Source organism: Streptomyces stoeckheimensis (assembly GCF_045822005.1).
GTDB lineage: Bacteria > Actinomycetota > Actinomycetes > Streptomycetales > Streptomycetaceae > Streptomyces > Streptomyces stoeckheimensis.
In genome coordinates, this window is record NZ_CP169550.1 from 3,999,554 (window position 1) to 4,026,327 (window position 26,774).

The following is a 26,774-nucleotide window of genomic DNA, read 5'->3' on the forward strand; positions in this document are numbered from 1 at the left end:
CGTAGGGCGCGGGAACGCGGACGGCCCCGCCCGACAGGTGTCGGGCGGGGCCGTTGAGCCGGGTGCCGGGGTCAGCGCTCCAGGAGGCTGACGTCGCGGACCGCGCCCTTGTCGGCGCTGGTGGCCATCGCCGCGTAGGCGCGCAGGGCCGCGGAGACCTTGCGCTCGCGGTTCTTCGGGGCGTAGACGCCGCCCAGGGCCTCGTGGCGGGCGGCCAGCGTGGCCTCGTCGACCAGGAGCTCGATGGAACGGTTCGGGATGTCGATGCGGATGCGGTCGCCGTCCTCCACGACCGCGATGGAGCCGCCTGCGGCCGCCTCCGGGGAGGCGTGGCCGATGGAGAGGCCCGAGGTGCCGCCGGAGAACCGGCCGTCCGTGACCAGGGCGCAGAGCTTGCCGAGGCCGCGGCCCTTGAGGAAGGACGTCGGGTAGAGCATCTCCTGCATGCCGGGACCGCCGCGCGGGCCCTCGTAGCGGATGACGACCACGTCGCCGGCCTTGATCTCCTTGCGGAGGATCTTGTCGACGGCCTCGTCCTGCGATTCGCAGACCACGGCCGGGCCCTCGAAGGTCCAGATCGACTCGTCGACGCCGGCGGTCTTCACGACGCAGCCGTCGAGCGCGATGTTGCCGCGCAGGACGGCGAGGCCGCCGTCCTTGGAGTACGCGTGCTGGACGGAGCGGATGCAGCCGCCCTCGGCGTCGAGGTCGAGGGTGTCCCAGCGCTCGGACTGGGAGAAGGCGGAGGCGGAGCGCTGGCAGCCGGGGCCCGCGTGCCACAGCTCCATGACCTCTTCGGGAGCCGTGCCGGAGCGGGCGTCCCACTTCGCGAGCCACTCCTCCAGGTTGGCGGAGTGGACCGTGGTGACGTCCTTGTTGAGGAGTCCGCCGCGGTGCAGTTCGCCGAGGAGGGCGGGGATGCCGCCGGCCCGGTGGATGTCCTCCATGTAGTACGTGCCGCCGGGCGCCACGTTCGGCGCGACCTTGGCCAGGCACGGGACCCGGCGGGAGATCTCGTCGATGTCCGTGAGGTCGTACTTCAGACCGGCTTCCTGCGCGGCGGCGAGGAGGTGCAGGATCGTGTTCGTGGAGCCGCCCATGGCGATGTCGAGGGCCATGGCGTTCTCGAAGGCCTGACGGGTCGCGATGTTGCGGGGCAGGACCGACTCGTCGTCCTGCTCGTAGTAGCGCTTGGTGATCTCGACGATCGTGCGGCCGGCGTCCTCGTACAGGGCGCGGCGGGCGGTGTGCGTCGCGAGGACCGAGCCGTTGCCGGGGAGGGCCAGGCCGATCGCCTCGGCGAGGCAGTTCATCGAGTTGGCGGTGAACATGCCGGAACAGCTGCCGCAGGTGGGACAGGCGTTCTCTTCGATGCGCAGGACGTCTTCGTCGGAGACGCTGTCGTTGGAGGCGTCCACCATCGCGTCGATCAGGTCGAGCTTGCGGACGGTGCCGTCGACGAGGGTGGCCTGGCCGGCCTCCATCGGGCCGCCGGAGACGAAGACGACCGGGATGTTGAGGCGCATGGCGGCCATCAGCATGCCGGGGGTGATCTTGTCGCAGTTGGAGATGCAGATCAGCGCGTCGGCGCAGTGCGCCTCCACCATGTACTCGACCGAGTCCGCGATCAGGTCGCGGGAGGGCAGGCTGTACAGCATGCCGCCGTGGCCCATGGCGATGCCGTCGTCGACCGCGATGGTGTTGAACTCGCGGGGGACGGCGCCGGCGGCCAGGATCGCGTCGGAGACGATGCGGCCGACCGGGGCCAGGTGGGTGTGGCCGGGAACGAACTCGGTGAAGGAGTTGGCGACCGCGATGATCGGCTTCCCGATGTCCGCGCTCGCTACGCCCGAGGCGCGCATCAGGGCACGTGCGCCTGCCATGTTGCGGCCGTGGGTGACGGTGCGGGACCTCAGCTCGGGCATCGGATCTCTCCCCATGTGTGCGGTGACGCGAGCGCCTGCCGCGACTGTGGATATGGCTCGGTTATGAGGCTACGCCCCCTGCCCGGGATCCGGACGCGCTGTCCGGATCCCGGGACGGGCGGCTCAGCAATTGGGCACGGTGCGGAGCCTACGGGGCTGCGTGCGCGGGTGCCGTCATTCCTCGGTGAGGTAGCGCTGGAGGGTGGGGGCCACCAGCTCGACGATGGTCTCCGGGTCCGCCGATGCGAGGGGCTCGACCTGGACGACGTAGCGCAGGATCGCGATGCCGACCATGTGGGAGGCGGCGAGCTCGGCGCGGAAGGTCGGGTCGGGGACGTTGAGGTCGGCCGCGATCCGCTCCAGCAGCCGGTGCAGGATCAGCCGGCGGAGCACCTTCGCGGCGGCCTCGTGGGTGAGGGCCGAGCGGATCACCGCGAGCATCGGGGTCCGGGTGACCGGGTTCTCCCAGACACCGAGGAAGTAGCGGGCCAGGCGCTCGCCGATGCCGTCGGGGCCCGCGCCGATGATCGCGGGCAGGACGAGGGCGGGCTCCATGCTGAGCTCGATCGCGGTGGCGAAGAGCTCGTCCTTGCTGCCGAAGTAGTGGTGCACCAGGGCCGGGTCCACGCCGGCGGCCTTGGCGATCCCGCGGACGGAGGTCTTGTCGTAGCCGCGCGCGGCGAACTCGGCGCGGGCCGCGAGGCGGATGCGCTCCTGGGTGCCGGGGCCGTCGTCGGCCTCGTCCTGGCGGGGGCGGCCGGGGCCGCGACGGGGCTTCGCGGGGGCGGGCTTCGCCGGGGCGGGCTTCGCCGGGGCGGGCTTCGCCGGGGCGGGCTTCGCCGGGGCGGGGTCCGGCTGGGCGGGGTCCGGCTGGGGCTCGGTCATGGGTGCGGGGTCCTGGGGGCCGGGCCGGGGGCGGTCGCGAGGTGGAGGCGGGTGAAGGCCAGGGCCTCGGCGAGGTCGGCCTCGCGCTCGGCGGAGGACATCGCGCGGCGGGTGTTGACCTCGATGACGACGTGCCCGTCGAAGGAGGTGGCGGCGAGCCGCTCCAGCAGTTCGGCGCAGGGCTGGGTGCCGCGGCCGGGGACGAGGTGCTCGTCCTTCGCGGAACCGTTTCCGTCGGCGAGGTGGATGTGGGCGAGGCGGTCGCCCATCCGGTCGATCATCGCGGTGGCGTCGGTACGGGCGGTCGCGGTGTGCGAGAGGTCGACCGTGAAGTGGCGGTAGTCGTCCTTGGTGACGTCCCACTCGGGCGCGTAGGCGAGCATCTCGCGGTCGCGGTAGCGCCAGGGGTACATGTTCTCGACGGCGAAGCGGACGTCGGTCTCGTCCGCCATCCGCCAGATGCCGGTCACGAAGTCGCGGGAGTACTGGCGCTGCCAGCGGAACGGCGGGTGCACGACGACCGTGCTCGCACCGAGCTTCTCGGCTGCCGCCTGGGCGCGCTGGAGTTTGGTCCAGGGGTCGGTGGACCAGACGCGCTGCGTGATGAGGAGGCAGGGGGCGTGGATCGCCAGGATCGGGACCTGGTGGTGGTCGGAGAGGCGGCGCAGGGCGTCGACGTCCTGGCTGACCGGGTCCGTCCAGACCATGACCTCGACGCCGTCGTAGCCGAGGCGCGCGGCGATCTCGAAGGCGGTCGCCGTTGACTCCGGGTAGACGGAGGCGGTGGAGAGGGCGACTTTCGCGGTCGGGATCCGGACTGGTTCTGCCACGGGGACAGGGTATCGGGGTCACCGCGGTGGGCGGGGCCACGAAAACCTACGCGGCCCTTGCCCTGGCCGGGCCCGCGGGTTTCGGGGTCCCTGCGCAGCCTTGCCGGGCAGGGCCCCCGGCCCCGGCACCGGCCCACCCGAAGCAGCCCGCCCCGCGCCACCACAACCCGGCCCCGCCGGCGATTGAGGCGCACCGGCGCCGCGCGTGGCTCACGCGCCTACCGGGGTGGACCTTCCCAGGTGGTCCAGGCGCCGGAGGATGACGCCTTCCCGGAGGGCCCAGGGGCAGATTTCCAGGGAGTCGACCCCGAGGAGATCCATCGCTCCCTCCGCGACCAGCGCCCCGGCCAGCAGCTGGTTGGACCGCCCCTCGGAAACGCCCGGGAGGGCAGAGCGCTGGGCGGTGGTCATCGCCGCCAGTCTCGGGACCCATTCCTCCAGGGACTTCCGGGTCAGGTCCCGCTGGATGTAGAGGCCGTCCCCGGAGCGCGCCGCGCCCGCGATCCTGGCGAGTTGCTTGAAGGTCTTCGAGGTGGCCACCACCCGGTCCGGCGCCCCGAAGCGGCTGAACTCGCCGACCGTCCGGGCGATCTGGGCCCGAACGTGGCGGCGCAGGGCGCGGATGTCCGCCTGGTCCGGCGGGTCGCCCGGGAGCCAGCCCGCCGTCAGGCGGCCCGCGCCCAGGGGGAGCGAGACGGCCGCGTCGGGGTCCTCGTCGATCCCGTACGCGATCTCCAGCGAGCCCCCGCCGATGTCGAGGAGCAGCAGCTTGCCCGCCGACCAGCCGAACCACCGCCGCGCCGCGAGGAACGTCAGCCGGGCCTCGTCGTCGCCGCTGAGGACGGGGAGGTCCACGCCCGTCTCCGCCTTGACCCGGGCCAGGACCTCGTCGGCGTTCGTGGCTTCCCGTACCGCGCTCGTCGCGAAGGGGAGTACGTCCTCGCACCCCTTGTCCTCGGCGGCCTGCACCGCGTCCCCGATGACGGAAACCAGCCGCTCGACGCCGTCCGGCGTCACCGCGCCGTGTTCGTCGAGCAGCTCCGCCAGCCGCAGTTCCACCTTGTGCGAGTGCGCGGGCAGCGGGCGCGCACCGGGGTGCGCGTCCACCACCAGCAGATGGATCGTGTTCGAACCCACATCGAGGACACCGAGTCTCATGAGGGGAAACGCTACTGGTCCAAAGGCGTAGGGGTGGAGTAAGGGGCGCTTAGGCTGGGGTTTGTGCCAAATACGAAGAAGGCCAACAAGTCCAAGACCAAGGTCGGCAAGGCCGCCAAGGGTGCCGGGGCCGCCGCCGAGGCGGACGAGAAGGGGCTCGACTTTCCGCGGGCCTGGGTGGAGTTCCCCGACCCCGCCGACGAGGAGCAGGTCTTCCGCTGTGACCTGACCTGGCTCACTTCCCGCTGGACCTGCATCTTCGGCAGCGGCTGCCAGGGCATTCAGGCGGGCCGCGCGGACGACGGCTGCTGCACGCTCGGCGCGCACTTCTCCGACGAGGACGACGAGAAGCGGGTCGCCGAGAACGTGGCGCGGCTGACGCCGGAGCTGTGGCAGTTCCACGACGTCGGCAGCGAGACCGGGTGGACGCAGCACGACGACGACGGGGAGAAGCAGACCCGCCGCTGGGACGGTGCCTGCATCTTCCTGAACCGGCCCGGTTTCCCGGCGGGAGCCGGCTGTTCCCTGCACATCCTGGCCGTGCGCGGCGGCCAGGAGCCGCTGGAGACCAAGCCGGACGTGTGCTGGCAGCTCCCCATCCGGCGGACCTACGAGTGGATCGACCGGCCCGACGACACCCGCGTCCTCCAGGTGTCGATCGGCGAGTACGACCGGCGCGGCTGGGGTCCGGGCGGCCACGACCTGCACTGGTGGTGCACCTCGGCCACGTCGGCGCACGGCGCCGGCAAGCCGGTGTACGTGTCGTACCGCGCCGAGCTGACGGAGCTGATGGGCAAGGAGGGGTACGAGGAGCTCGTACGGCTCTGCGAGGCGCGGCTCTCCTCGCTGCTGCCGATGGCCCCGCACCCGGCCGATCCCGAGCCGAAGCAGAAGTAGGCCGCAGGCCGTACCCCGCAGGGCGGCCAGGGCTACGGGGCCGGCTCCGGGGTCGGAGTCGGCCCCGGCGTGGCTCCGTCCGAGGGGCTCGGGGTCGGCGTCGGGGTCGGGGTGGGGGTGGGGGTGGGCTCCGGGGTGGGGGTCGGCGTCGGAGTCGGAGTGGGTGTCGGCCGCGTCTCGGACGGGGTGGGCGTCGGCGTGGGTTCCGGGTCGTGCGGGGTGGGTGCCGGGCGGCCACGGCCCCGGATGGAGATCACCGCGCCGCCCGGGTCCACCCCGACCCGTGCGCTCCAGGCCCCTACGGGCTGGGCTTCGGAGTCCACGGTGATCCGCAGGGTGACCGATTCTCCTGGCGCCAGCCGGCCCGAGGTCGTACTGGCGCGCAGCCACGGGGCGTCGGACCACAGCCGCCAGTCGACCGGGGCGCCGCCCGACGCGGTGAGGGTCAGCAGGGTGGTCGATCCGTGCGTGGAGGCGGCCGCGGTCAGCCGGCCCGGGGCGCCCGGTGCGGAGCTCGGCGCGCCGCTGCTGATGACCTCGACGGATACGTCGGGGGCGGCTGCGGACGGAGCGAAGCCGGAGTCGTCGGTGGTGACGGCGGCGTTGCCCGCGTTCTCGTAGGCCGTCAGCGGGCGGCCGTCCGTACGGGCCTGCGGGAGCTCCGCATCGCTCGCCGAGATGCGCGTGGAGCCGTTGCCGACGGGTTCCCCGGTGCTCGGGGCGCCCCGGTACGCGGCCCACAGCGCCAGCACCGGGGCCGCGACGACGGTGGCGACGACCGTGGTGGTCACGGCGCGGGCACGCAGCCGGTCGCGGCGGGCCGCACGGTCCTTGGGGTCCATCGGGAAGCCGGTGCGGTCGAAGCGCGGGCCGGTCCCGGCGCCGCGACGGCCGCCGGAGCGGAGCATCGCGGCGTGCACGGCGGTGCGCGGGGCCGGGACCAGCGGCAGTGCGGCGGTGTTGATGCCGCCCGAGCCGGGCCAGGGGCCGCCGGCGCCCACGCGTTCGGCGACGCGGCGGCAGCGCGGGCAGTCGTCGACGTGGCGGACGAGTTCGGCGCGCAGGGAGGAGGAGAGGAGGAGGTTCCCGTCTCCCCCGCCCTCCCCGTCGTCGCCGGTGAGCCGGGACACGGTCGGACAGTTGCCCGTCTCCACGACGGCGAGGGCGGCCCGGGTGCGCTCCACCTCGCAGGCGGCGCCGGACAGCAGCTCGCGGGCGGCGGCCGGGGGCGTGCCGAGGACGGCGGCGAGTTCGGGGACGCCGAGGCGGTGGCGGACGGCGAGTTCGAGTGCCTCGCGCTGCTCGGGGGTGGTTCCGGCGGCCTCCGGCCAGGCGAGACGGGCGAGCTCGGTGCGGCGGTAGGCGTACACGTCGAGAGCGCCGTGACCGCCGTGGCCTGCGGGGCCTGAGGGGCTGCCGTGGCCGGTGATATCACGAAGGCCGCCGGGGCCGCCGGGCACACCGGGCCCGCCGACTCCGCCCGGACCGCCCGGGCGTCCGGCCTGCGACACGTGCGCCGACAGGTTCGCCGCCGCGTTCGCGTCGGCGCTCGCCGTCGCGGGATCCGGCGCACGGCCGGCGTCCGTGTGCTCCGGTGCACGCCGGGCGGAATGCGCTCCCCCGTACCCGTAGCGCGTACGCCGCCGCTCGGCGAGCCTGCGCAGGCAGGCCCAGCGCGCGAGGGCGTACAGCCAGGCCCGCCGGTCCCCCTCGTCGGGGCAGCGGCCGGGATGGCGGTCGGCTACGGCGAGGACGTCGCCGAGCACGTCGGTGGCGGTGTCGTGGTCGCACAGGACCGAGAGGCAGTACGTGAACAGCCCGTCCAGGTAGGGCTCGTACCGGAACGGTGGCGGCTGCTCCACCCTGGTCCCCTCGGGGGGCGTGCGCCCGTGCGCCCGGTGTGCGCCGGTGCGCGGTGCGGGGCGTCCCTGGTTGCTGCTGGTCACTCGGTGACCGTAGGCGGCGCGCCGGTGGCGCTCCGGAAGCCTTCACCGGTTTTAGTCCTTACGGGTGAACAGATCGGCGTTGCGCTGACGGGACCCCTGACGGTGCACGCCGCGGCGTACACGCCGGGGACGGCCCGGGGACCTCCGCGAGCCGGCCCCGGGACCTCCTCGGGGCCTCCTCGGAGACCGATGGGGAAGGGCTGTCGGTGGCGGCGGCTACGGTGGGCCGCATGGCTGCCCGTACATCTCGTTCATCCGCCAAGGACCGGCCGTCCTACCGCTGTACCGAGTGCGGGTACTCCACCGCCAAGTGGCTCGGCCGGTGCCCCGAGTGCCAGGCCTGGGGCACCGTCGAGGAGCTCGGCGGCGCCCCCGCCGTGCGCACCACCGCGGCCGGCCGGGTCACCACGGCCGCCGTGCCGATCGGGCAGGTCGACGTCCGGACCGCGACCGCGCGCAGCACCGGCGTGGACGAGCTGGACCGGGTGCTGGGCGGCGGGCTGATCCCCGGGGCGGTCGTCCTGCTCGCGGGCGAGCCGGGCGTGGGCAAGTCGACGCTGCTGCTCGACGTCGCGGCGAAGGCCGCCTCCGACGAGCACCGCACCCTCTACGTCACCGGAGAGGAGTCGGCGAGCCAGGTGCGGCTGCGGGCCGAGCGGATCAACGCGCTCAGCGACCACCTCTACCTCGCCGCCGAGACCGACCTGTCGGCCGTGCTCGGGCACCTGGACGCCGTGAAGCCCTCCCTGCTGATCATGGACTCCGTACAGACCGTCGCCTCCCCCGAGATCGACGGCGCGCCCGGCGGCATGGCGCAGGTCCGGGAGGTGGCCGGGGCGCTGATCCGGGCCTCCAAGGAGCGCGGGATGTCCACGCTGCTCGTCGGCCACGTCACCAAGGACGGGGCGATCGCCGGTCCCCGCCTGCTGGAGCACCTCGTCGACGTGGTCCTGAGCTTCGAGGGCGACCGGCACGCGCGGCTGCGCCTCGTGCGCGGGGTGAAGAACCGGTACGGCGCCACGGACGAGGTCGGCTGCTTCGAACTGCACGACGAGGGCATCACCGGCCTCGCCGACCCGAGCGGGCTGTTCCTGACCCGCCGCACCGAGGCCGTCCCCGGCACCTGCCTGACGGTGACCCTGGAGGGCAAGCGGCCGCTGGTCGCGGAGGTGCAGGCGCTGACGGTGGACTCGCAGATCCCCTCGCCGCGCCGCACCACCTCCGGGCTGGAGACCTCGCGCGTCTCGATGATGCTGGCGGTGCTGGAGCAGCGCGGGCGGATCACTGCGCTCGGCAAGCGGGACATCTACACCGCGACCGTGGGCGGGGTGAAGCTGACCGAGCCGGCCGCCGACCTGGCCGTCGCGCTGGCACTGGCCTCGGCGGCCAGCGACGTACCGCTCCCGAAGAACCTGGTCGCCATCGGAGAGGTCGGCCTCGCGGGCGAGGTCCGGCGCGTCACGGGCGTACAGCGGCGGCTCGCGGAGGCGTTCCGGCTGGGCTTCACGCACGCGCTGGTGCCGGTGGACCCGGGGAAGGTGCCGCCGGGCATGAAGGTGACCGAGGTCGCCGACATGGGCGACGCCCTACGGGTCCTGCCGCGCGGGCGGTCGCGTACGCCGGCGAAGGAGCCGGCCGCCGACTAGGGGTGTCCGCAATGTCCCGCCGGCCGCCCGAAGGGCGGCCCCGCGGGGTCTGGTGCGTGCTCTCGGTGTGCCGGGCGGAAGCCTGCGTACTGGACGTACTCGGGATTTCGCCCGGTGCGCCGAGAGCGCGTGCCAGGCGCCGCGGGGCAGGCGGGACTTTGCGGACACCCCCTAGCAGGCCGTTCGCGGCTCCGAACCGCAGGTCAGCGGGGTCGGACGGGGTGCTCCTCGGCCCGGCCGGGTTAAGGCACGGCGGGCGCCGGGGCCGCGCCGGTAGACTTCGGGATGGTCCGCCCGGCCGTACGCAGGCGGTACATCCCGCGACCGGAGGAGTGCAGTGGCAGCCAAGGACGGGGCAGCAGCATCCGGAAAGTCGGGCGCGAGCTCCAAGCAGGAGGCCATGATGCGCGCCTCGCTGAGCGCGGTCGCACCTGGTCAGCCCCTGCGTGACGGGCTCGAACGGATCGTTCGCGGCAACACCGGAGGGCTCATCGTCCTCGGCATGGACAAGTCCGTCGAGGCCATGTGCACGGGCGGTTTCGTCCTGGACGTGGAGTTCACGGCGACCCGGCTGCGCGAGCTGTGCAAGCTCGACGGCGCGCTGATCCTGGACAAGGACATCACCAAGATCCTGCGGGCGGGCGTCCAGCTGGTGCCCGACGCGTCGATCCACACGGAAGAGACGGGCACCCGGCACCGGACCGCGGACCGGGTCTCGAAGCAGTGCGGTTTCCCGGTGGTGTCGGTCTCGCAGTCGATGCGGCTGATCGCGCTGTACGTGGACGGCGAGCGGCGCGTGCTGGAGGAGTCCGGGGCGATCCTGTCGCGGGCGAACCAGGCGCTGGCCACGCTGGAGCGGTACAAGCTCCGCCTGGACGAGGTCGCCGGGACGCTGTCCGCGCTGGAGATCGAGGACCTGGTGACGGTCCGCGACGTCACGGCGGTGGCGCAGCGGCTGGAGATGGTGCGGCGCATCGCGACGGAGATCGCGGAGTACGTGGTGGAGCTCGGCACCGACGGCCGGCTGCTCTCCCTCCAGCTCGACGAGCTGACGGTCGGGATCGAGCAGGAGCGGGAGCTCGTCATCCGGGACTACGTGCCGGAGCCCACGGCGAAGCGTTCCCGCACGGTGGACGAGGCGCTGCCCGCGCTGGACGCGCTGACGCATCCGGAGCTGCTGGAGCTGGCGATCGTGGCGAAGGCCCTGGGGTACACGGGCTCGCCGGAGACCCTGGACTCGGCGGTGTCCCCGCGGGGGTACCGGCTGCTCGCGAAGGTGCCGAGGCTGCCGGGGGCGATCATCGAGCGGCTGGTGGAGCACTTCGGCGGGCTGCAGAAGCTGCTGGCCGCCTCCGTGGACGACCTGCAAACGGTCGACGGTGTCGGCGAGGCGCGTGCGCGCAGCGTCCGCGAGGGCCTGTCCCGCCTGGCGGAGTCCTCCATCCTGGAGCGGTACGTCTAGCCTGCGGCCCGGCTCGCGGGTGCGGCCTCGCTCCGCGGGTGCGGCTGAGCGCCGCTCCCGGGGCGCCGCCCCGGACCCCGCTCCTCAAACGCCGGAGGGGCTGGAATTGCCCTGCGGGCAATCCAGCCCCTCCGATCACGCACGTGCGGGCCGACGTCGGCCCAATCCAGCCCCGCCGGCGTTTGAGGCGCGGGGGTCCGGGGGCTGAGCCCCCGGAGCCGGCGCCGCGCCCGTTACTCCGGCTTCAGGACGAACGAGGTTCGAGCCACCGGCATGCCGGGCGACTTGACCTCGACCACGTACGTGTCCGCCGCCGCCACCCCCGCCGGAGGCGACTGGCACTGGGTCGCCTCGCTGAAGTGCCGGTCCCACTCCAGGGCCTGCTTGGTCTCGCCCTGCGAAGGCACCCGGTAGAACACGTTGCCCGCACCCGCCGGACAGTCCGCCGAGGACCAGACCGGCTTCGCGTTGCTCGCCTGAGTGATCGTCAGCACCGCCTGCTTCGGGCCGAGATCGACCTTGCAGGTCGTGCCCGAGACGTTGCGCGCGAGGAGTTCGAGGCGCGGCTTCTCGCTCGCCTCGTACTCGTTCTTCACGCTCTTGACCTCCCACTGCAGCGCACCGGGCGCGCACGTGGGCACCGGCGAGTCCGCCGGGACGACCTGGCCGGCGCCGGTGCCGCCGGAGCCGTCCGCCCCGCCCTGGCCGGCGGTGCCGGGCTCGGCGCCCGGTTCGCCGTTCTTGCCCGTGCCGGGGCTCGCACCGGGGCCGGAGCCCGTGCCGGTGCCGGCGCTCGTGCCGCCGGAGGCGCCCGAGCCCGACTCGCCGCGCCCGCCCGGGGCCTGACTGATCGCCGGACCGGAACCCGAGGGTCCGGGGGTGATTTGGGTGACGGGACCGGAGCCGCCCTGGCCCTTGCCGTTGGTACTCGACTTGCCCGCACCGGAGCTGACGGTCCATACGGCGAGCATCGCGAGGAGCGCGGCAACGGACGCCAGCACGGCCCTCCGTCGCCAGTAGATGGAGGAGGGGAGCGGCCCGACCGGATTGCGCAGAGATCCCACGGACGGAACCTTACGAGAGTTCGGGGCGCGATCAGTGCCCACATGCCGCGCAGGCGACTTGTTTTGCCGATGATCATCCTGCGGGGTGATCCGGGGCGCCCGGAATCGGCCGGGAGACTGATGAGGACGTTATTCCGATTTAGGTACCTTCAGTCACCATGGACAGCTCCGGCCTCTACCTCGACGTCACCGATTTCGCCCACTCGACCCCCGCCTGGGTGCAATCGGCGTTCGAGTTCTGGACCGAGTACGGGCTGCTCGTCTTCGGCGCCCTCTTCATAGCCGTGTGGTGGCGTGCGCGCGGCGCCCGCGACCCCCGCACGGTGGCGCTCGCGGTGCTCGCCCCCTTCGTCACCGCCCTGGCCTACGTCGCCTCCGAGCTGGTGAAGTCCAGCGTCGACGAGGAGCGCCCCTGCCGGGCCGTGGCCGGGGCGGCGGCCTCGCTGATCAAGTGCCCGGCCACCGGCGACTGGTCCTTCCCCAGCAACCACGCCACCATCGCGGGAGCCGCGGCCGTGACCCTGGCGATCGCCGTGCGGGGGCTCGTGCTGCTGACGCTTCCGCTGGCCCTGCTGATGGCCTTCTCCCGCGTCTTCGTCGGCGTCCACTACCCGCACGACGTGGCCATGGGCCTGCTGCTCGGCGCGAGCCTCGCCGCGCTCGCCGTCCTCGCGCTCGCCGGCCCCGCGACCAGGGTGGTCGCCGCAGTGCGGACGGGCGGCGGCCGCACGGCCGTCCTGATCACCGGCGCGGACCCCGCCCGCTGACGCCCGCCCCGGCCCCGCCCGGCGCCCGGCCGGGGATCGACACGACACCCCGCGGGCCCGAAACGTGCCAGGATGCCGTCTGCCATGACTGCAACCATTCCCGCCACCGCGCTGCACTCCCCCGTCATCGCGTGGTTCGAAGCACACGCCCGCGACCTGCCCTGGCGCCGCCCCGAAGCCGGCCCCTGGGGGGTGATGGTCAGCGAGTTCATGCTCCAGCAGACCCCCGTCAACCGGGTCCTGCCGGTCTACGAGCAGTGGCTCGCCCGCTGGCCCCGGCCCGCCGACCTCGCCGCCGACGCCCCGGGTGAGGCCGTACGCGCCTGGGGCCGCCTCGGTTACCCGCGCCGGGCCCTGCGCCTGCACGGCGCGGCCACTGCCATAACGGAGCGGCACGGGGGCGACGTACCGCGCGAGCACGCCCAGTTGCTGGCCCTGCCCGGGATCGGCGAGTACACGGCGGCCGCCGTGGCCTCCTTCGCGTACGGACAGCGGCACGCGGTGCTCGACACGAACGTGCGCCGGGTCTTCGCGCGCACCGCGACCGGGGTCGAGTACCCGCCGAACGCCACGACCGCCGCCGAGCGGCGCCTGGCGCGGGCCCTGCTGCCCGAGGACGAGGACACCGCGGCCCGCTGGGCCGCGGCCTCCATGGAGCTCGGGGCACTGGTGTGCACGGCCAAGAGCCCGGACTGCGGGAGCTGTCCGGTGGCCGGGCTGTGCGCGTGGCGGCTGGCCGGGAAACCCGCTCACGAGGGACCGCCGCGGCGCGGGCAGACGTACGCCGGCACGGACCGGCAGGTGCGCGGCCGGCTCCTCGCGGTGCTGCGCGAGGCGGTCGGCGCCGTGCCGCAGTCCGTCCTGGACACCGTCTGGGAGGAGCCCGTACAGCGGGCCCGCGCGCTCGACGGGCTGGTCTCGGACGGGCTCGTGGAGCCGCTGCCCGGGCTCATGTACCGCCTCCCGGCCGGCCCCGCGAAGGCCGGCCCCGACGGCTCGTCCGACGCCCCGTCCGACGCCCCCTGAGACTGACTCAGGGATTCCGCTTGTGCCGGGAAACCGCAGCTCACGGGCGCTGTTACACAACCTATGGGTGTCCGTGCGCCCACCGAAGGCTGACCCGCACAGGGCCGTGACAACGCCTCCGTACCGTCGGATCCGTAAGGCAGCGGATGAGCGGTTGGTCGGAACGGAGGCGGTCTGAGATGGCGCACGGCGAGGTACTCGAATTCGAAGAGTACGTACGCACCCGGCAGGACGCGCTGCTGCGCAGCGCCCGTCGCCTGGTTCCGGACCCGACCGACGCACAGGACCTCCTGCAGACCGCGCTCGTCCGCACCTACGGCCGCTGGGACGGCATCGCCGACAAGTCCCTTGCCGACGCCTACCTGCGCCGTGTCATGATCAACACCCGCACCGAATGGTGGCGGGCCCGCAAGCTCGAAGAGGTTCCCACCGAGCAGCTCCCCGACGCCTCCGTCGAGGACGGTTCGGACCAGCGTGCCGACCGCGCCCTGCTCATGGACATCCTCAAGGTGCTCGCGCCCAAGCAGCGCAGTGTGGTGGTGCTGCGACACTGGGAGCAGATGAGCACCGAGGAGACGGCCGCGGCGCTCGGCATGTCGGCGGGAACCGTGAAGAGCACTCTGCACCGCGCACTGGCACGGCTCCGGCAGGAACTGGAGAGCCGGGACCTGGACATGCGCGCACTGGAGCGCGGTGACCACACCATCCGGTACGAGGGGCGTGAGCGGTGCGCGGCCTGATTGGCCAAAGACTGAGCGGCAAGAGCTCGGTGGTACTGATGTCGGCGGGGACGGTCGTCCTCGTCGGCACCGTGCTGTTCGCGGTCGGCTGCTCGACGGGGGGCACGGGGCTGCGGGACGGCGGCCCGGCCCGTACCGAGGCCGTGGCCAAGACCGGAGCTCCCTCCTCCGCGCCCTCCGGACACGACGCGGGCACTGCTGCCCCCGTCGTCCCGCAGGCCTCCGGAAAGCCGGCCGCCAAGGTCGACCCGATCGCCCTGATCAAGGCGGACCCCAAGATCAGCGCCGACATCAAACGGGACCTGAAGCCCTGCTCGGGCAAGGAGTACCCGGTGGACGTCAGCTACGGGAAGGTCACCGGCGGCCCGGAGATCGACATCGTGGTCAACGTCCTGTCCTGCGCCGACGCGCTCGGCCGCGGCTCGTTCGTGTACCGCGCGGACGGGGCCTCGTACGAGAATGTCTTCTCGGACGAGCAGCCGCCCGTCTACGCCGAGATCGACCGGGGCGACCTGATCGTCACCAAGCCGGTCTACGGGAAGAGCGACGCGCTCTCCTACCCCTCGGGCGAGGACCTGATCACGTACCGCTGGAACGGGGAGCGGTTCACCGAGCAGGACCGGGTCCACACCGACTACAGCAACGTGGTCGACGGCGGGGCGCTCCCCGCCCCGGCCGTCAGCCCGAAGAGCTGAGCATCCGAAGCGCTGAGCGTCCGAGCGACCGACGAAGCACCGAAGAGACACCGAAGCACCGAGTACCGAGGCGAGGCGAGGCTCCCGATGGCCGAGACCCATGTGCTGTTCGTGGAGGACGACGACGTCATCCGTGAGGCCACGACCCTGGCGCTGGAACGCGACGGGTTCGTGGTCACGGCCATGCCCGACGGCCTGTCCGGCCTGGAGTCCTTCCGGGCGGACCGGCCCGACATCGCGCTGCTCGACGTGATGGTGCCCGGGATGGACGGGGTGAGCCTGTGCCGCCGCATCCGCGACGAGTCCACCGTCCCCGTCATCATGCTGTCGGCGCGCGCCGACTCCATCGACGTGGTGCTGGGCCTGGAGGCGGGTGCCGACGACTACGTCACCAAGCCCTTCGACGGCTCCGTCCTCGTCGCCCGCATCCGCGCGGTGCTCCGCCGCTTCGGCCACGCAGGCGGTCCGCAGGGCGGTGGGTCCGAGGAGGACGCCTCCGGCGAGCGCGGAGTGCTGGCCTTCGGCGACCTGGAGGTCGACACGGAGGGCATGGAGGTGCGCAAGGCGGGCGCCTCGGTGGCACTGACCCCCACCGAGATGCGGCTGCTGCTGGAGTTCTCCACCTCTCCCGGCACCGTGCTCTCGCGCGACCGGCTGCTGGAGCGGGTCTGGGACTACGACTGGGGCGGCGACACCCGCGTCGTGGACGTCCACGTCCAGCGACTGCGCACCAAGATCGGGCAGGACCGGATCGAAACGGTCCGGGGATTCGGATACAAGCTCAAGGCCTGATGCCTTGAGGAACGAGCACGGGGGACGAGCGCGGGAATGAAATCTGAATGAAGCGGTTCACCCTGCGGACCGGGATCCGCTGGAAGATCACGCTCGCCATCGCGTCCGTGGGCGCGCTGACCGCCATCGCCCTGAGCCTGGTGGTGCACAGTGCTGCCCGCGTATCGATGCTGGAAAGCGCGCGCGAGGTGCAGCTCGACCGCGTGCAGTTCATCTCCCGCACCGCCGAGGGGGGCCGCAAGCCGCAGATGGGCGCCAAGCTCAACGACCCCGAGCTGCCCAGGGAACTGCGCGAGAAGGCCCGTTCCGGCAGGCGCGGCACCTACATCCAGGAGAACCCGCACGGACTCCCCGAGGTGTGGGCCGCCCTGCCGCTCGGCAACGGGCAGGTGCTCTCGCTGCACACCCCGTTCCGGGAGAGCGCCAACATGCTGCGCGACCTGGACCGGGCGCTGATCGTCGGCTCCGTCGCCGTGGTGGTCGGCGGGTCGGCGCTCGGCGTGCTGATCGGCGGCCAGATCTCGCGCCGGCTGCGCAAGGCCGCGGCCGCCGCGCAGCGCGTGGCGCACGGGGATCCCGAGGTACGGGTGCGGGACGCGGTCGGGGGCGTCGTACGCGACGAGACCGACGACCTCGCGCGGGCCGTCGACGCGATGGCGGACGCGCTCCAGCAGCGGCTGGAGGCGGAGCGGCGGGTGACCGCCGATATCGCGCACGAACTGCGCACCCCGGTGACGGGCCTGCTCACAGCGGCGGAGCTGCTGCCTCCGGGCCGGCCGACCGAGCTCGTACGGGACCGCGCGCAGGCGCTGCGGGCGCTGGTCGAGGACGTGCTGGAGGTGGCCCGGCTGGACAGCGCGTCCGAGCGGGCCGAGCTCCAGGAGGTGGCGCTGGGCGAGTTCGTGCAGCGCCGGGTGAACTCGCTGATGCCGGAGGCGAGCGTACGGATCGTCGCGGACGAGATCGTCAGCACCGATCCGCGCCGCCTGGAGCGGATCCTCGGCAACCTCCTCGCGAACGCCGCCAGGTACGGGCGGGCGCCGGTCCAGGTCGATGTCGAAGGCCGGGTGGTACGGGTCCGGGACCACGGGCCGGGCTTCCCCGAGGCCCTGCTCCGGGAGGGCCCGAGCCGCTTCCGGACCGGGTCCACGGACCGCGCCGGGGTCGGGCACGGGCTGGGGCTGACCATCGCGGAGGGGCAGGCGCGGGTGCTGGGCGCCCGGCTGACGTTCCGCAACGTGGCGGCACCCGGCGGGTTCGTCCACAGCGGCGCGGCGGCCGGGGCGGTGGCGGTGCTGTGGCTGCCGGAGCACGCACCGACGGCGACGGGGAGCTTCCCGATCCTGCGCCGGGAGGGCTGAGCGGCAACCGGGCGGGATCGGTGTCGTATCGCGACCATCGGCTGTTCGCATGCGGACGCCGATGTTTTAGCATCCGAACCATGACTGACGGTACGGATCGCCCGCACAGCCCCCAGCCCGAGCCCGCACCGGAGAACGGTGGCTACGGGTTCCCGCCGGGCATACCCGCGCCGGGCGGCTACGGGTTCCCGCCCGGCCGGCCGGAACAGTACGACCAGCACGCGCAGTACGACCAGCACGGGCAGCACGGGCAGAACCCGCAGAGCGATCCGTACGCGCAGCACGACCAGTACGGCCGGCCCGCGCCCGACGGCGGCTACGGCTATCCGCCCGGCCGGCCCGACCAGACCCCGTCCGGCGAGGGCCACGGCTACGGATACCCGCAGGGCGGCGGCTACGGCTACCCGCCGGGCCCGCCCGCGGCCGGCACCTTCGGCCCCCCGATGCCGTTCCCCGAGGACTCCGCCCCGACCGGACCCGCCGGCCCGCCCGGACCCGGCCAGGGCCTGCCCGCCCGGCCCTTCGGCGAGCAGCCGGACTGGGAGGCGATGGCCGACCGGTCGGCGCGCGAGCGGCGCAAGAAGCGGCTGTGGATGGTGGGCGGAGCGGTGACCGTGCTCCTGCTGCTCGCCGGCGGCGGAGCGTTCGTGCTGCTGAAGAACGACGAGCCGGGCGGGGGCGGAAAGAAGGACGTCGCCGACAACGCGCCCTCCACGTCACCCTCCGCGTCCGGTTCCCCCGGCCCCGGCGCGTCCCCGTCGAAGTCCTACTCCCCCACCGTCGCGAGCGACCCCACCCTGCTCCGCGACAGCGTCGGCAAGACCAACGTCCGCTTGGGCCCCGAGGCCACGGTGCCCAAGGTGGGCACGCACTACGAGCTCACGCTCAAGGGCAACCCGAACTCGTACGCCGAGTCCACCGAGGCCGCCGTGGACACGACCAAGAGCTTCTCCCTCTCGGCGCGCGTCAGGAACACGTCCGCGGAGAAGGGCTCGCACGTCATCCTGAGCCAGGGCACCGGAGAGACGTTCTCGTTCGAGCTGGGCTCCGACACGGTGAACAACAAGCAGGCCTGGGTGTTCCGCGTACGGACCACCCAGGAGGGCGCCACGCCCACGATGGTGACCGTGGCCGCCGAGGGGCACAAGACGGTCAAGGCCTGGACGGTGCTGACGGCCGTCTACGACGCCGACATGAAGAAGATCTACCTCTACGTGGAGGGCAAGAAGATCGGCGAAGCGGCGGTCCCGGGGATCTGGCAGGGCTCGGGCCCCTTGCAGCTGGGCCGGGCCCGCCACCAGAACGCCTGGGCCGGTGCCTGGACGGGCTCCATCAACTACCTCAGGTTCTACGCGACGCCCTTCACCCCCGAGCAGGCCGCCGCCTACCGCAAGGGCGAACTGGACGCCGGTACGCGCGGCAGCGGGACCCACGCCTGGATCACCGGCTGACCGGACGGCGTCCGATCAGATGGTGACGCCGACCGTCCGCAGGAAGGACACCGGGTTCACGGCCGAGCCGTAGTTCGGGGTGGTCCGGATCTCGAAGTGGAGGTGCGGGCCGCTCGAATTGCCGGTGTTGCCGGAGAGGGCGATCTGCTCGCCCTTGGAGACCTTCTCGCCGATCGTGACCTGGATCTTCGAGAGGTGCGCGTACTGGGAGTACGTGTTGTTCGCGTGCTTGATCACGATGGCGTTGCCGTAGGCCGGGCCGTCGCCGCCGCCGTTGGGGCCGGCCTTGACCACGGTGCCCGCGGAGACGGCGTCCACCGGGGTGCCGACCGGGACGGCGAAGTCCTGGCCGGAGTGCTTGTGCGACCACATGCTGCCGCCCTTGCCGAAGGTCGCGGAGAGCGTGTACTTCGACACCGGCTTGTCCCACAGGCCGGCCGGCTTCGCGGCGACGGCGGCCTGGGCGGCGGCCTGCTCGGCGATCAGCTGGACGGTGCCCGTCAGCTCGGCCTGGGGCACCTCGTCGGCGAAGGCGGCGGTCGTCCCGGCCCCGAGTGCCAGGGCCGCGCCCAGGGCGGTGGCGCCGATGGCGGTACGGGTACGACGGGTGCTGACGCGCTTCGCGGACATGAAGGAGACCTCCGGGCCGGGGACGGGGACGGTGCTGCGGGTGCTTCGGGCAAGAAAGGACCCGGCACGCTGAGCGGGTGCCGGGCTTGCTTGCTCATCTTTGGTAACCCGGGCACCCCGGCTTCCCCAAACCTCCCCGTTACTACCCGGCCTCGTAGGTGCCGAGGGGGCTGTCAGCCCTGTTGACCGCCTCCCCACTGGGTCTGCGGTGGGGCAAATAGGACATCGATCTCTACGAATGTTCCTAGTAGGTCCGATTTGCCCTGTGCGGCTTGTCACCGGCCCGGGACCTCCGACCGCCCGTCGTCGGGACCAAAGCCCTGCGACCCACGTCACGCCGGAGCTACGCTCCGCCTCGTGGACGCATCCGTGGTGGGGATCCGGTTGGCCTCGGGGGTCGTGACCCCCCTCGTGAAGAAGCTCTTCCGCGGGGAGGGGGCGGGCGCCGGCCTCGTCGACCGGCCCGTGCGGATCTCCTCGTACGTCTCCCTGCGCGAGCAGCGCGTGCTGTCCCGCGACGACCTGCGCCGACTCGCCGACAAGCTGGTCGCCGAGGCCTTGCGGGCCCCGGGCGAGCAGCCGCTGCCGCCGGGCGAGGAGGCGGGCGTCGCGGCCGCACTGGCCGTCACCCTGCACTCCCTCGGGGACCTGGCCCTGGAGGACGCCCAGGCGGTCGAGATGGGCGCGCGCGCCTTCGCCGCCGAACTGCGCAAGGCGGCGCCGGCCACGGGCCTGGGACGGGACGCCGAGCTCTTCCACGACCGGCTGCTGGAAACCACCTGCCTGCACGTCCTGCACTTCTTCACGACCCGCTCCACCTACATCCCGGCGGCCCTGGTCGAGCAGGCCCGCCGCCAGGCCGAGGTGATCGCCAAGATCGACGCCCTGCTCGCGCGGATCCCCCGCCAGGACGGCCGGGACGCAGCGTTCGAGATCAGGTACCTGGCGTACCTCGCCCAACGGCACAGCACCCTGACGATCTACGGGATCGACCTGCCGCCCGGCTCGGCGCGCTGGCCGCTGGACGCGGCGTACGTGAGCCTGGAGGTGGTCTCCCCCACCCCGGACGGGCTCGTCCGCTGGCCCGCGGCCCCGCAGTGGCTGCGCGACGGCTCCCGTGCCGCGGAGGCGAGCCTGCACCACGGCTACCGCATCCTGCTGCGCGGCGAGGCCGGGTCCGGCAAGACCACGCTGATCCAGCAGCTCGCCGTCTCCGCCGGGCGGGAGGGGGCCTTGGCCGATCTCGTCCCGTACGTGCTGCCCCTGCGGACCCTGACCCGGCACGGACAGCCTCTGCCCGCCGCCAAGGACTTCCTGGCCGCCACCGCGCTCAAGGGACAGGCACCGGAGGGCTGGGAGGACCGGGTCCTGCGCGCGGGGCGCGGCCTGATCCTGGTCGACGGCATCGACGAGATCCCGGAGGCCGAGCGGGCCCGCGCCCGCGACTGGCTCGTCGACCTCTTCGCCGCCTACCCCCACAACCGGTGGCTGGTCACCTCCCGGCCCTCGGCGGTCCGCCCGGACTGGCTCGCGGGCGAGCAATTCGCCGAGCTGGTCCTCGTCCCCATGAACCAGCCCGCGGTGGCGGCCTTCGTCACCCGCTGGCACACGGCGGCCGAGGCGGGCGAGCACCTCCGCGACCAGTTGCTGGAATCCCTGGCCACCAAACCGGAGCTGGCCCGGCTCGCCACCAACCCGCTGCTGTGCGGGCTGATCTGCGCCCTGCACCGCGAGCGCCGGGGCTTCCTGCCTTCGGGCCGCAAGGAGCTCTACACGGCCGCCCTGTCGATGCTGCTGCACCGCCGCGACCGCGAGCGGGACCTGCGCCTGCCGGAGCTGGCCGAGGAGCCGCAGCTCCAGCTCCTCCAGCGGCTCGCGTACTGGCTCATCCGCAACGGCCGCACCGAGATCGGCCGGGACCGGGCCACGGCCCTGATCGACGCCGCACTGCCCGCCGTACCGGCCGCGCAGGCACTGGGCGACGCCGGGGCCGTCCTACGGCACCTCCTGGACCGGACGGGCCTCCTGCGGGCCCCCACGGAGGACACGCTGGAGTTCGTCCACCGCACCTTCCAGGACTTCCTGGGCGCCCGGGCGGCCCTGGACGAGGGCAGCCTCGGCGAACTGACCCGGCACGCGGACGACGACCAGTGGGAGGACGTCATCCGCATGGCCGTCGCCCAGGGCCGCCCCCTCGAACGCGCGGCGATCATCCGCGACCTGCTGGTCCGGAACACGGACCGGGCGGTCCTGCTGGCCCTCGCGTCGCTGGAGTACGCGGCCGAGCTGGAACCGGAGCTCCGCGAGGACGCCCGGACGGCCGCCCGCCGTCTCGTTCCGCCCGCGAACCCGAACGCCGCCGAAGCCCTCGGCCGGGTCGGTCCCCTCGTCCTGGACCTGCTGCCCCGCGGCGAGGACGCCCGGGGCGGCGATGCCCGCCTTTCGGTGAGGGCGGCCATGGCGGCGGGATCCGAGGAGGCCGTCGGCTACCTCGCCGGCTATCGCCGGAACCCCGACGAAGAGGTCCGGGAGCTGCTGGTCCGCGCATGGAGCAGGTTCGACCGGCGCCGGTACGCCGCCCAGGTGCTCACGCAGATGGACCCGCCGCCCAGGAACCTCGTCGTCGAATCGGACGACCAGCTGGCGGCACTGACCTCCTTCACCGGCCCGCCCGACCTGCACATCGGCAACAAGGTCAGCCGCACGGCCCTGGCAGCCTTCCTGGCCCGCCAGCCGGTGTCGGGGCTGACCTTCTGGTACTTCGGCGGTGGGACGGACGTGGAATTCCTGCGCGGCCACACCTCGCTGCGTCGCCTCGTCATCAACGGCTGGAGCGAGCTCGGGGACCTTGGTCCGCTGCACGGGCTGCCCCTGGAGGACGTGTCCCTCTACATCGGCAGCGATCTCCCCCTGCGCCGGGCCATCGCGTCCTGGCCCCGGCTGCGCACCCTCACCCTGCACGGCCGGGACGGGGCCTGGTCCTTCACCGACGTCTCCCCCGAAGCCCGGCCGGAGGCGATCGAGCTGGACGAGGCGGACCCGGACCTGGTCGGCCTGGGGCGGCTCACGAGCCTGCGGCGGCTGGAACTCGGCCGCTCCTGGCGCCCCGGCAGCGAAGCCGCCTGGGCGGAGCTCTCCGCCCTGAAGGAGCTGCGGGAGATCGCCGTGTCCTGCGCCGTACTCGACGGCCTCGCCGTGTTCGCCGATCTGCCGTCGCTGCGGACCGTGAGGTTCTACGACGACGACGAGCCGTGGGAGGACGGGATCGAGGAACGGCTGCTCCGCCGCTTCCCGCACGCCGAGCTGGAGATGGTGCCGCAGGCGTACGAGGTCTGACCGCCCGCCGCCCACGGCAAAGGGGCGGCCCCGGAACCTTTCGGTCCCGGGGCCGCCCCTTCGTACCGCTGTGAGCGGCTAGCGCTTACGCACCCTTGGTGAGGTCCGGGCCGGAGCCCGACGCCTCGATGGGGGGAAGGTCCGAGATCGGAGTCTTCTCCTCACCGCGGAAGGTGAACTTGGCTTCGTCGCCCTCCCCCTCCTTGCCGACGACCACGATGTGACCGGGGCGCAGCTCGCCGAAGAGGATCTTCTCCGACAGGACGTCCTCGATCTCGCGCTGGATCGTGCGGCGCAGCGGGCGGGCACCCATGATCGGGTCGTAGCCGCGCTTGGCCAGCAGTGCCTTCGCTTCCGTGCTGAGCTCGATGCCCATGTCACGGTCCTTCAGGCGGTCGTCCACCTTGGCGATCATCAGGTCGACGATCTGGACGATGTCTTCCTCGGTGAGCTGGTGGAAGACGACCGTGTCGTCGACGCGGTTGAGGAACTCGGGCCGGAAGTGCTGCTTGAGCTCTTCGTTGACCTTCGCCTTCATCCGGTCGTATCCGGTCTTGGTGTCTCCCTGGGCCGCGAAGCCGAGGTTGAAGCCCTTCGAGATGTCCCGGGTACCCAGGTTGGTCGTCATGATGATGACCGTGTTCTTGAAGTCCACGACCCGGCCCTGGGAGTCGGTCAGACGACCGTCTTCCAGGATCTGGAGAAGGGAATTGAAGATATCCGGGTGGGCCTTCTCGACCTCGTCGAAGAGGACGACGGAGAACGGCTTCCGGCGGACCTTCTCGGTCAGCTGGCCGCCCTCTTCGTAGCCCACGTAGCCGGGGGGCGAACCGAAGAGACGGGAAACCGTGTGCTTCTCGCTGAACTCCGACATGTCGAGGGAGATCAGCGCGTCCTCGTCGCCGAAGAGGAATTCGGCGAGCGTCTTGGAGAGCTCGGTCTTACCGACACCGGACGGGCCGGCGAAGATGAACGAGCCACCGGGACGCTTCGGGTCCTTCAGACCCGCACGGGTGCGGCGGATCGCCTGGGAGAGCGCCTTGATGGCGTCCTTCTGGCCGATGACGCGACGGTGGAGCTCGTCCTCCATGCGCAGGAGTCGCGAGGACTCCTCCTCGGTCAGCTTGAACACCGGAATGCCGGTCGCGGTCGCCAGGACTTCGGCGATGAGCTCGCCGTCGACCTCGGCGACGACGTCCATGTCGCCGGCCTTCCATTCCTTCTCGCGCTTGGCCTTCGCCGCCAGCAGCTGCTTCTCCGAATCACGGAGGGAAGCCGCCTTCTCGAAGTCCTGGGAGTCGATGGCCGACTCCTTGTCGCGACGCACGTTCGCGATCTTCTCGTCGAACTCGCGGAGGTCCGGCGGCGCGGTCATCCGGCGGATGCGCATCCGGGAGCCGGCCTCGTCGATCAGGTCGATCGCCTTGTCCGGGAGGAAGCGGTCCGAGATGTACCGGTCGGCCAGGGTGGCCGCCTGCACGAGGGCCTCGTCCGTGATGGAGACGCGGTGGTGGGCCTCGTAGCGGTCGCGCAGGCCCTTGAGGATCTCGATGGTGTGCTGGAGGGAAGGCTCCGCCACCTGGATCGGCTGGAAGCGGCGCTCGAGAGCGGCGTCCTTCTCAAGGTGCTTGCGGTACTCGTCCAGCGTCGTGGCACCGATGGTCTGGAGCTCACCACGGGCCAGCATGGGCTTCAGGATGCTGGCGGCGTCGATCGCGCCCTCGGCGGCACCCGCACCCACGAGGGTGTGGAGCTCGTCGATGAACAGGATGATGTCGCCGCGGGTGCGGATCTCCTTGAGCACCTTCTTGAGGCGCTCTTCGAAGTCACCGCGGTAGCGGGAACCGGCAACCAGGGCACCCAGGTCAAGCGTGTAGAGGTGCTTGTCCTTGAGGGTCTCGGGAACCTCGCCCTTGACGATCGCCTGGGCCAGGCCCTCGACGACGGCGGTCTTGCCGACGCCGGGCTCGCCGATGAGGACCGGGTTGTTCTTGGTCCGGCGGGAGAGCACCTGCATGACCCGCTCGATCTCCTTCTCGCGCCCGATGACCGGGTCGAGCTTGGATTCGCGAGCTGCCTGCGTGAGGTTGCGGCCGAACTGGTCCAGGACGAGCGAGGTCGAGGGCGTGCCCTCGGCCGGGCCGCCGGCCGTGGCCGACTCCTTGCCTCCGCCGGAGTAGCCGGAGAGCAGCTGGATGACCTGCTGCCGGACTCGGTTGAGATCGGCGCCCAGCTTCACCAGGACCTGGGCGGCGACGCCCTCGCCCTCGCGAATGAGGCCGAGCAGGATGTGCTCGGTGCCGATGTAGTTGTGGCCGAGCTGGAGGGCCTCTCGGAGCGAAAGCTCCAGGACCTTCTTCGCCCGCGGGGTGAAGGGGATGTGGCCGGAAGGGGCCTGCTGCCCCTGTCCGATGATCTCCTCAACCTGCTGGCGAACAGCCTCGAGCGAAATCCCGAGGCTCTCCAAGGCCTTAGCGGCGACACCCTCACCCTCGTGGATCAAGCCCAGGAGGATGTGCTCGGTGCCGATGTAGTTGTGGTTGAGCATCCGGGCTTCTTCCTGAGCCAGGACGACAACCCGCCGCGCGCGGTCGGTGAACCTCTCGAACATCGTTTATCGCTCCTCAGAGCGGTCGGGCAGTTCGGGGTCGGTCCCCGCCCTGTCCTTCCGCATGCTAGTCCCGCGGGGCGGGACAGCTCATTCCAACTGCCGACATCCGTCCGCGGCTCACCCTCACGTCCGTGGGAAAACCCGGCTGTAAGTGCCGACAACTGCTCCAACCCGATGGTGCGAGACGATGTTCCCGCAGGCCAGGCAGATACCCGTCACACGTGTACGCCGATGGCGAACGGAAGCCGGTCTCGGACCCTGCAAATCAGCGTGTCGCCCCGATCCACTAGGAATGTCTTACCCGTAAGGGCGGACAGTTCACGCTGGTGGACGACTGTTTCCTCCGCTACGGGCGAACACACTTCCGTCCCGAATGTGAGACTCCGGCTCCTCGGACGTTTACGTTCCGCATTGACCCGAGTGCCCTGCGTCACATCGGGCGTCTCCTCCCGCGTAACTCCGAAGCGTTTCCGCAGTTGCTCCGGACATGGCCCTCACCGCGCCGCCCGTCACCGTCCCGCTCCCCCGCGTTCCGATCGGGTCGCCCCCGACCGGTTCCGCGACCGATGCGGCCGGAGCGGCCGAAGCGCTGGCGTCCTGGTACGAACGCCTGCTCGGCTGGCCCGTGGCCGGCGGTCCGCCCGCACAGCTGGTGACCGGGGTGCGGTTCGACGTACTGGAGCTGCCGGCCGATGCCGGCGCCGCGGTGCTCCGCGGCCCCTGCGGCGCCGCCACGGGTCCCGTGGCACTGATGGGGCGCAGGATGCGGTTCCTGGTGGCTCCGGGGAGTGCCGACGAGCTGGAGGGGCTGCTCGACTGGCTGGAGTGGGGCGGGGTGGCCCTGGATCTCACCGCCCTGGGTACGGGTGGCCGGATCACCGCTCCGACGCCGCCGGGACACCTGGTGGGGCCCGGGGAAAGCCCTCAGGGGGCCGCCGTGTGGCTGCGGCCCCCCGAGCAGGGGTGTGAGGCACTGCTGCCCGCCCTGCCCGTTGCGGGGCAGGGCTCCGGGCCCGGTCGTGGTGCGGACACCGCCGGGCCCGGTCTCGTACGCCTGGTCGCGGCGGCGGCGACGGAATGCCACCGGGCGCGGCTGCGACGGCGTACGGCCGCTGCGCATCGCATCGGCACCGGGAGTCCGACCGGAGGTCAGCCCCGGTTCTCGTAAGCCTCGCGGATCTCCTGCGGCACGCGGCCGCGATCGTTGACGCTCATGCCCTGGGCCTTGGCCCAGGCGCGGATCTCGGCCGTGTCCGGGTTGCCGGACGTCGCGGCGGCGCGGCCGCCCTTGGTCCGACCCGCCGCGGCACGGCCACCGGTGCGGCGACCGCCCTTGGTGAACGGGTCGAGGAGGCCGCGGAGCTTTTCAGCGTTGGCGGTGGTGAGGTCGATCTCGTAGGTCTTGCCATCCAGAGCGAACGTCACCGTCTCGTCCGCCTCGCCGCCGTCGAGGTCGTCGACAAGAAGGACCTGAACCTTCTGTGCCACCGGGATTTCCTTTCATCGAAAAGCAGTACGCGGAAAGGAAACCGCTTTTGCCTGGAAAACACAA

21 protein-coding genes are annotated in these 26,774 nt (G+C 72.3%); 12 read left to right on the forward strand and 9 right to left on the reverse strand.

Features of this window, described 5'->3' with window-relative positions:
* Window positions 1-71 precede the first annotated feature (71 nt).
* The 4 genes from ilvD to ACE1OC_RS18005 all read right to left on the reverse strand — a co-directional run bounded on the left by ilvD (window position 72) and on the right by ACE1OC_RS18005 (window position 4,798).
* Window positions 72-1,925 carry a dihydroxy-acid dehydratase gene (gene ilvD / locus ACE1OC_RS17990; protein ID WP_351383185.1) on the reverse strand — a complete coding sequence of 618 codons (1,854 nt, stop codon included), beginning with the start codon at window positions 1,923-1,925 and terminating at the stop codon, window positions 72-74.
* 174 nt (window positions 1,926-2,099) lie between these two features.
* Complete coding sequence (locus ACE1OC_RS17995) at window positions 2,100-2,810, reverse strand: TetR family transcriptional regulator (RefSeq protein ID WP_407837853.1); 711 nt, start codon at window positions 2,808-2,810, stop codon at window positions 2,100-2,102.
* Window positions 2,807-3,640 carry a sugar phosphate isomerase/epimerase family protein gene (locus ACE1OC_RS18000; RefSeq protein ID WP_266956155.1) on the reverse strand — a complete coding sequence of 278 codons (834 nt, stop codon included), beginning with the start codon at window positions 3,638-3,640 and terminating at the stop codon, window positions 2,807-2,809. The genes ACE1OC_RS17995 and ACE1OC_RS18000 overlap by 4 nt, the downstream gene beginning before the upstream one ends.
* A gap of 210 nt (window positions 3,641-3,850) precedes the next feature.
* Window positions 3,851-4,798 (reverse strand): Ppx/GppA family phosphatase, encoded by a 948-nt coding sequence (locus tag ACE1OC_RS18005; protein WP_407837854.1) that lies wholly within the window; start codon window positions 4,796-4,798, stop codon window positions 3,851-3,853.
* Between the two features lie 63 nt (window positions 4,799-4,861).
* Between ACE1OC_RS18005 and ACE1OC_RS18010 the strand changes: the two genes are divergently transcribed.
* Window positions 4,862-5,695, forward strand: a complete 834-nt coding sequence (locus ACE1OC_RS18010; RefSeq protein ID WP_407837855.1) for a hypothetical protein — start codon at window positions 4,862-4,864, stop codon at window positions 5,693-5,695.
* A gap of 32 nt (window positions 5,696-5,727) precedes the next feature.
* Here the strand turns inward: ACE1OC_RS18010 and ACE1OC_RS18015 are convergent, their stop codons facing one another.
* Entirely contained in the window at window positions 5,728-7,641 is a 1,914-nt protein-coding gene (locus ACE1OC_RS18015; protein ID WP_407837856.1) for a BACON domain-containing protein, read from the reverse strand.
* A gap of 230 nt (window positions 7,642-7,871) precedes the next feature.
* On the opposite strand from ACE1OC_RS18015, the gene radA reads away from it, so the two are divergent.
* Together radA and disA are read left to right on the forward strand one after the other, a co-directional pair.
* Window positions 7,872-9,287 carry a DNA repair protein RadA gene (radA, locus tag ACE1OC_RS18020; protein WP_407837857.1) on the forward strand — a complete coding sequence of 472 codons (1,416 nt, stop codon included), beginning with the start codon at window positions 7,872-7,874 and terminating at the stop codon, window positions 9,285-9,287.
* 337 nt (window positions 9,288-9,624) lie between these two features.
* Window positions 9,625-10,749 carry a DNA integrity scanning diadenylate cyclase DisA gene (gene disA / locus ACE1OC_RS18025; protein WP_243339766.1) on the forward strand — a complete coding sequence of 375 codons (1,125 nt, stop codon included), beginning with the start codon at window positions 9,625-9,627 and terminating at the stop codon, window positions 10,747-10,749.
* A 233-nt stretch (window positions 10,750-10,982) separates the two neighbouring features.
* On the opposite strand, the gene ACE1OC_RS18030 is transcribed toward disA, so the two are convergent.
* Complete coding sequence (locus tag ACE1OC_RS18030; protein WP_267038570.1) at window positions 10,983-11,813, reverse strand: hypothetical protein; 831 nt, start codon at window positions 11,811-11,813, stop codon at window positions 10,983-10,985.
* Between the two features lie 158 nt (window positions 11,814-11,971).
* Between ACE1OC_RS18030 and ACE1OC_RS18035 the strand changes: the two genes are divergently transcribed.
* The 7 genes from ACE1OC_RS18035 to ACE1OC_RS18065 all read left to right on the forward strand — a co-directional run bounded on the left by ACE1OC_RS18035 (window position 11,972) and on the right by ACE1OC_RS18065 (window position 18,645).
* Window positions 11,972-12,580: a phosphatase PAP2 family protein gene (locus tag ACE1OC_RS18035; RefSeq protein WP_407837858.1), complete on the forward strand. Its 609-nt coding sequence runs from the start codon at window positions 11,972-11,974 to the stop codon at window positions 12,578-12,580.
* A gap of 84 nt (window positions 12,581-12,664) precedes the next feature.
* Entirely contained in the window at window positions 12,665-13,606 is a 942-nt protein-coding gene (locus ACE1OC_RS18040; RefSeq protein ID WP_407837859.1) for an A/G-specific adenine glycosylase, read from the forward strand.
* Between the two features lie 179 nt (window positions 13,607-13,785).
* Window positions 13,786-14,346 (forward strand): SigE family RNA polymerase sigma factor, encoded by a 561-nt coding sequence (locus ACE1OC_RS18045; RefSeq protein ID WP_069920779.1) that lies wholly within the window; start codon window positions 13,786-13,788, stop codon window positions 14,344-14,346.
* A 38-nt stretch (window positions 14,347-14,384) separates the two neighbouring features.
* On the forward strand, window positions 14,385-15,041 hold the full coding sequence (locus ACE1OC_RS18050) for a hypothetical protein (RefSeq protein ID WP_407841596.1): 657 nt from the start codon (window positions 14,385-14,387) through the stop codon (window positions 15,039-15,041).
* An 87-nt stretch (window positions 15,042-15,128) separates the two neighbouring features.
* A complete protein-coding gene (gene cseB, locus ACE1OC_RS18055) occupies window positions 15,129-15,833 on the forward strand; it encodes a two-component system response regulator CseB (protein ID WP_375953924.1) in 705 nt (234 codons plus the stop codon).
* 47 nt (window positions 15,834-15,880) lie between these two features.
* Window positions 15,881-17,194 carry a two-component system sensor histidine kinase CseC gene (gene cseC / locus ACE1OC_RS18060; protein ID WP_407837860.1) on the forward strand — a complete coding sequence of 438 codons (1,314 nt, stop codon included), beginning with the start codon at window positions 15,881-15,883 and terminating at the stop codon, window positions 17,192-17,194.
* Window positions 17,195-17,274: 80 nt separating this feature from the next.
* The gene (locus ACE1OC_RS18065; RefSeq protein WP_407837861.1) at window positions 17,275-18,645 is read left to right on the forward strand and encodes a LamG-like jellyroll fold domain-containing protein; all 1,371 of its coding nucleotides are present in this window, start codon (window positions 17,275-17,277) and stop codon (window positions 18,643-18,645) included.
* Between the two features lie 15 nt (window positions 18,646-18,660).
* Here the strand turns inward: ACE1OC_RS18065 and ACE1OC_RS18070 are convergent, their stop codons facing one another.
* On the reverse strand, window positions 18,661-19,275 hold the full coding sequence (locus tag ACE1OC_RS18070) for a M23 family metallopeptidase (RefSeq protein WP_407837862.1): 615 nt from the start codon (window positions 19,273-19,275) through the stop codon (window positions 18,661-18,663).
* Window positions 19,276-19,632: 357 nt separating this feature from the next.
* Between ACE1OC_RS18070 and ACE1OC_RS18075 the strand changes: the two genes are divergently transcribed.
* Window positions 19,633-22,611: an NACHT domain-containing protein gene (locus ACE1OC_RS18075; protein ID WP_407837863.1), complete on the forward strand. Its 2,979-nt coding sequence runs from the start codon at window positions 19,633-19,635 to the stop codon at window positions 22,609-22,611.
* Window positions 22,612-22,696: 85 nt separating this feature from the next.
* Here the strand turns inward: ACE1OC_RS18075 and ACE1OC_RS18080 are convergent, their stop codons facing one another.
* On the reverse strand, window positions 22,697-25,222 hold the full coding sequence (locus ACE1OC_RS18080) for an ATP-dependent Clp protease ATP-binding subunit (RefSeq protein ID WP_274548907.1): 2,526 nt from the start codon (window positions 25,220-25,222) through the stop codon (window positions 22,697-22,699).
* 487 nt (window positions 25,223-25,709) lie between these two features.
* On the opposite strand from ACE1OC_RS18080, the gene ACE1OC_RS18085 reads away from it, so the two are divergent.
* Window positions 25,710-26,390 carry an SCO3374 family protein gene (locus tag ACE1OC_RS18085; protein WP_407837864.1) on the forward strand — a complete coding sequence of 227 codons (681 nt, stop codon included), beginning with the start codon at window positions 25,710-25,712 and terminating at the stop codon, window positions 26,388-26,390.
* On the opposite strand, the gene ACE1OC_RS18090 is transcribed toward ACE1OC_RS18085, so the two are convergent.
* Window positions 26,372-26,710 (reverse strand): histone-like nucleoid-structuring protein Lsr2, encoded by a 339-nt coding sequence (locus ACE1OC_RS18090; protein WP_250752815.1) that lies wholly within the window; start codon window positions 26,708-26,710, stop codon window positions 26,372-26,374. The two genes, ACE1OC_RS18085 and ACE1OC_RS18090, sit on opposite strands and share 19 nt — an antisense overlap.
* Window positions 26,711-26,774: the final 64 nt, after the last annotated feature.